Here is a 5065-nt window from a genome sequence, read left to right as displayed (position 1 = left end):
GACGTTTGGGCTTGCGGCGGGTGTCATGCTCGGTGTCTGCCGTGTCGCCACGATCCTTGGCGGCCGCCTTCAGTGCTGCAAGTTGTGCTTCCAGATCCGCCTGGTCGGCCGCCAGCGTTTCTTCAAACAACTGGCGCTGCTCGGCATTCATGCGCTCGGTCTTGGCATCAAAGCGCCAAGCCTTCAGGCGGCGCAGCTCAAACAGGATGCTCTGGATACGCGCTTCCTTGAACTCGATGGCCTTCGCCTGCGAGTCAATTTGCTGGCTTTGCTGGCCAATGTGCTGGAGGACCTTGGCCGCCAACGCTGCAGCGGCCTCAGGGCCCAGACCGACGAAGTCCTGAGCGCTGAGGGTGTGCACGTTGAGCATGCTGTCATTGTGCAAAAGGCGCACAGCGATTGGAACTAGGGCATCTGCCAATTGCCCTGCGCCACAGTCGTCACAAGTGCGTAATGGTCTGCATTTGTTCCAGCCGACTCCAGGGAAGGCCGAGCACCAGCGCATCGAATTGCGGCTTGGTCAATGTGATGGATGTCGCCATATCGGCACCACCGCGTGGCCATTCAAAACCACCCTGATTGAGCCGGCGCGCAGCACACCACAGGCCGAAGCCATCGTGCAGCAGTAGTTTGATGCGGTTGCCACGGGCGTTGGCAAACAGGTATCCATGGTGGGCCTGGGCAACCCCGAACACCTGCACCACCCGGGCCAGCAAGCGCTCCGTTCCCATGCGCATGTCGATGGGAGCCGTTGCCAGCCACAGCGCGTCGATGCGGATCATCGCAGCCACTCGCGTAGCCAGGCCGCGCACTCTGCCGCGGCGGCAACGGGCCAGCGCACTTCAATAGTGGCAGCGCCTCGGCGCAGCTCCATATGAATGTCCGGCAGCGCGGGTGCGGCCTGCTGTGCACAGGGCAAGGCCAGTGCAACGAAGCCGGCACATTCGGGCCGTTGCCGCGTGCCGTCCGCCGGCGCCTGGCGGGCCTTGCGGCGCCATTTATGCACGAGATTGGCGTTAAGCCCATGGGCCAGTGCGATCGCTGCGACGGAAGCGCCTGGCTGGCTGCATTCGCTCAAAACTTGCGTCCTGAACGCCTCGCTGTGAGGCCGTCGGGCAAGCGTTTTGGAGTGTTCCATGAGGTGTCCACTTGAGTTCTTGGTGGGCACCATCGTCGCCTGGCTACGCTACTGATTCAATATGTGATGCCTAGCCGCATACTGTAGGACTCTCAACTTGTCAATGCTTTCAATGTCGCGCATCCTCATCGGCAGTGGGCTAATTGAAATTTTTTGAAGTAACTCCGTTGGCATGTCAATATCCTCTTTGAAAATAGGGGGTGCGGAGGAATTCTTGGATTACTCAGTGGGCTGCTGCCGGTTCTGTGGACACCGGCCTAAGCTTCTTGAGCTTTCTCGAACTGTATGGGACTGACGTAGCCAAGCGTCGAATGGCGCCGGGTCGGGTTGTAGAACCTCTTGATGTAATCGAACACATCATCACCATCGGCCAGACTCCTCGGTGTTTCGCCATAAAGCCGAACTTCACAACGCCTGCCTTGCAAAGTAGGCCGCCGCTTTTTTCACCAGGTCGGGCTCCATCCTGAGCTTGGCGTTTTCCCTCTTGAGGCGCTCAATTTCGGCCTGCTCGGGCTTCATCACGCCTTGGCCAGGAAAAGCCTGCTGCGGGTCAGCCGCCAGTTCGCGTATCCATATGCGTAGTGCGTTCTCGTGAACATCAAGGTCTCGTGCAGCCTGCGCCACTGGCACACCTCGATTTTTGACCAGCTTTACAGCTTTCAGTTTGAATTCTCGGCTGAATTGCCGTTTCTTTTCCATAACCATCTCCGGTTTCACCTTCACACCTTAACAAGGTGTCTACGAAACCGGCAGCAGCCCATGGGGGCAGGTTGCCGGCTAGATGATTTTCAGAACCCTATAGCCGCATGCCGTAAGGCCCCAGCTTCTCCGTCACCATGGCGATAGTGCGGTCCAGCAGCCGGTCTAGGCCGTGCGCCTCCCAGCTTTTTTCATTCCCCGAATGGGTCCGCCGCACGATGTACAGCGTCGATTTGAGCGGGAATCCCGAGATGCGTTTGGCCACCAGGCGCCCAGATTCAAGTTCCCGGGCGACCGAGCCATAGGGCATGATGCTGCTGGCTTCGCCCTGCAGCACAAGGTCCCGGATCGCGGCGATCGACTGGACCTCATACGCGACCTTCAGGTCGGCCAGCGGCACACCCGCGGCACGCGACAGGATGCGGCGGCCGATGTCCCTTCGCGAGCCCAGCGCGAGCTTGCTGTTCAAGACCTCCTCCATCGCAATCTCCGCCGGGGCTTTTTTCTTGCCGGCCGCGGTGACGAAAAGAATCTCTTCCTCCATCACCGCCGTTAGCAGCAGCTTGGGGCGCGGCTCTATTTCGTAGGCCAGGGCCACGTCGAGCTCTTCGCGCTCTATCGCGTCGGCCAGGAAAAAGCTGGGCCCTTCCACCAGGCTGAAGGCCAGGTCGTCAAAATCACGCTCGGCCATGAGCTGGAGGTGGGTGCCCACTAGCAGCGTGAGGCTGGTCGTCAGCCCCAGCGACACCGGCTCCCGCGCGGCGTTGTGAAGCTGGGTCACGTCTTTGCGCGTCTGCTCCAGCTGCTCAAAGATCAGGTTGGCCCGGCTGTAAAGCAGCTGGCCGGCCACGGTGGGCTCCACACCGCGCGAATGCCGGTGCAGCAGGGTCACTCCCAGCTCCGCTTCCAGCTCGCGTATGTGCAGGCCCAGCGCCGGCTGCGCCACATGCAGCTTTTTGGCGGCGCGTGTAATGTTGCACAGGTCCACCGCGGTCACAAAATAGCGGAGTTGCTTGAGGTTCAAGAAGCCTGTCCCCTGTATTCAGCCGAAAAATTCACAGCAAAGAAAAAACGAAAAAAGGACGTCATGGAATCCCATGCGTCCTTCAGCCGGAACAGCGCAGCACTTATTCGATGCTGATTTTCGCGTCGTTTATCACTTTTTCCCAGCGCGCCGAGTCTTCCTTGTTGCGCTGCTTGATCTCGTCCCGCGTCAGGCTCAGCGGCTCCACGCCCTGCACCGCCAGGATTTTGCGGGCTTCTTCGGTCGAGAAAACTTTTTTGGCTTGTGCAATCCACTTTTCAATCACTTCATTGGGTGTGCCGTTTGGCGCCACCAAGAACACCCACACGCTGCCTTCATAACCCGGCAGGCCGGATTCGGCAATCGTCGGCGTGTCGGGCAGGGCGGACACGCGTTTTTTCGTGGTCACGCCCAGGGCCTTCAGTTTGCCAGATTTGATGTGCTGCAGCACGGCCGTGATCGGCGAGAACACCATGTCGATCTGGCCCGCCAGCAAATCGTTCACGGCCAGCGAGGTGCCCTTGTAAGGCACATGCACCATGTCTACCTTGGCCATGGTCTTGAACAGCTCCGCCGCGAGGTGGTGCGTGGTTCCGGCGCCGGCCGTGCCGAAGGTCAGCTTGCCCGGGTTGGCTTTCGCATACGCAATCAGTTCCGGAACCGTCTTCGCCGCCACCTTGGCGCTCACCGTCAGCACCAGCGGGATGTCGGCCAGGGTTGCCACCGGCGTCAGCTCGCGGTCCACGTTGAAAGGCAGGCGCTTGTACAGCAGCGGCGCGACAGACCACAGCTCATTCGGGATCACCATCAGCGTGTAGCCGTCCGGCTTGGACTTCGCCACATAACTCATGCCGATCTGGCCGCTCGCACCCGGGCGGTTTTCCACAATCACGCTGCCGCCGAAATCCGCGTCCATCTTCGAGGCCAGGTAGCGCGCCACATAGTCCGTGCCGCCGCCCGCGGAATAGCCGTCGATGATACGGACAGGATGGTCGGGATAGGGGTCGGCCGCCGTCGCTTGCGTTGCGGCCAGAATGCCCGCGCACAACAGGAAGAGCGTTTTCTGGATCATGGGGTGCATACACATACCTCTGAAAGAAAAAAAGTGGAAGGTAGTTGTAGAAGAAGAATGAAGAAGAAGAGGAAAAAACGCCGCTTTATGCAGCCAGAGTTACCGGGGCCTCGATGGTGCGCAAATACGCCAGCGTGGCCTCCAGCGACACCACGTCGGCATACTTGGCCTGCAGGTCGAACAGGCTCTGGTCGTGCGCCGCCACAGAACGGTCGCCTACCGCCTCGCGAACCACCATGGGCCGGAAGCCGTTCTGGCACGCATCCACCGCGCTGGCCCGCACACAGCCGCTGGTCGACGTGCCCACAATGATCAGCGTGTCGGCCCTCGCGCTGACTAGCCGTGAAACCAGGTCCGTTCCAAAAAAGCAGGACGCATATTTTTTGTATATCAAGGCATCACGCGGCCCCATAGCCAGCCGCGGGTCCACTTCATGCCCGTCACCCGCCGCCATCAGGCTGGCCGTGCCTTTTTGCTTGAGCGCCCAGACACCCGCATCGCGCAGCTGTGCATCGTCATAACGCACACTCGTAAAAATGACCTGGATGTCTTTCTGGTGCGCGATATCCAGCAAGGCATTCGTCGCCCTGATCTGCGTTGTCAGGTCTGCGCCCAGCGGGCGGTTCGCATCGGTAAAACCCTTGGTCAGGTCCACCACCAGCAGCACCGGTCTGGCGCCAAAACCAATGGGAAACCCGAACCCGCGCTCGTGAAAAAACTCGGCATCGGAAACAGGGGAGGGGGGCGTGGTGGTCATGTCAAACGGTGCTGTTGAAGTGAAACTATTACAGCATCGTGACTTCCATGCTGTCCAAGACAGATTGTGTTTAGGAGCCAGACATTTTTTGGTTACGCGGGCCTGGGGCCGGTATCCGCGCTGGGATGGCCCGTGGCCGCCGCCAAACTTGTGACCTTGCCCCTACAGGGACTTCTCACGCTGTCAAGAGATACGGTATTCCTTGGGGGGTGCGGATAAAAAATTGGACTGGTTTTATGCCCCTAGCCCTAGGCTCACACGGTATTCAATGGGGCTGAGAGAGCTGAGAGAGATCTTGATCCGCTTCTCGTTGTACCAGCGGATGTAGGAATCGACCACCTCAAAGAATTGCTCAACGGTGGGGCTCTTCCAGTC

At 59.7% G+C, this 5065-nt stretch carries 6 protein-coding genes and 3 pseudogenes; all 9 read right to left on the bottom strand.

The genetic code is table 11. The features are described from left to right. A pseudogene (locus tag CSE6_RS25850) lies at window positions 1-370 on the bottom strand (IS66 family transposase); the annotation flags it as partial. A gap of 70 nt (window positions 371-440) precedes the next feature. After that, window positions 441-782, bottom strand: a complete 342-nt coding sequence (gene tnpB, locus CSE6_RS25845; protein WP_011798487.1) for an IS66 family insertion sequence element accessory protein TnpB — start codon at window positions 780-782, stop codon at window positions 441-443. Beyond that, complete coding sequence (locus tag CSE6_RS25840) at window positions 779-1138, bottom strand: transposase (RefSeq protein ID WP_059441888.1); 360 nt, start codon at window positions 1136-1138, stop codon at window positions 779-781. The genes tnpB and CSE6_RS25840 overlap by 4 nt, the downstream gene beginning before the upstream one ends. A gap of 257 nt (window positions 1139-1395) precedes the next feature. Continuing rightward, a pseudogene (locus CSE6_RS26655) lies at window positions 1396-1497 on the bottom strand (IS3 family transposase); the annotation flags it as partial. Next, a pseudogene (locus CSE6_RS25835) lies at window positions 1491-1837 on the bottom strand (transposase); the annotation flags it as partial. The pseudogenes CSE6_RS25835 and CSE6_RS26655, both read right to left, overlap by 7 nt. 97 nt (window positions 1838-1934) lie before the next feature. After that, a complete protein-coding gene (locus CSE6_RS25830; protein WP_059441886.1) occupies window positions 1935-2861 on the bottom strand; it encodes a LysR family transcriptional regulator in 927 nt (308 codons plus the stop codon). Between the two features lie 103 nt (window positions 2862-2964). Next, window positions 2965-3942 carry a tripartite tricarboxylate transporter substrate binding protein gene (locus CSE6_RS25825; RefSeq protein ID WP_193751185.1) on the bottom strand — a complete coding sequence of 326 codons (978 nt, stop codon included), beginning with the start codon at window positions 3940-3942 and terminating at the stop codon, window positions 2965-2967. Window positions 3943-4018: 76 nt separating this feature from the next. Then, a complete protein-coding gene (locus CSE6_RS25820; protein WP_059441884.1) occupies window positions 4019-4690 on the bottom strand; it encodes an isochorismatase family protein in 672 nt (223 codons plus the stop codon). A 234-nt stretch (window positions 4691-4924) separates the two neighbouring features. Continuing rightward, window positions 4925-5065 (bottom strand): IS3 family transposase (locus CSE6_RS25815; RefSeq protein ID WP_152668678.1); only part of this gene is annotated, 141 nt, incomplete at its 5' end.

The organism is Comamonas sp. E6, assembly GCF_001010305.1.
GTDB lineage: Bacteria > Pseudomonadota > Gammaproteobacteria > Burkholderiales > Burkholderiaceae_C > Comamonas > Comamonas thiooxydans.
This window is presented reverse-complemented; position numbering and strand designations above follow the sequence as displayed.

Coding starts and splice junctions, on each gene's coding strand:
- tnpB (WP_011798487.1), bottom strand. CDS start 782: ATGATCCGCATCGACGCGCTGTGGCTGGCAACGGCTCCCATCGACATG.
- CSE6_RS25840 (WP_059441888.1), bottom strand. CDS start 1,138: ATGGAACACTCCAAAACGCTTGCCCGACGGCCTCACAGCGAGGCGTTC.
- CSE6_RS25825 (WP_193751185.1), bottom strand. CDS start 3,942: ATGCACCCCATGATCCAGAAAACGCTCTTCCTGTTGTGCGCGGGCATT.
- CSE6_RS25820 (WP_059441884.1), bottom strand. CDS start 4,690: ATGACCACCACGCCCCCCTCCCCTGTTTCCGATGCCGAGTTTTTTCAC.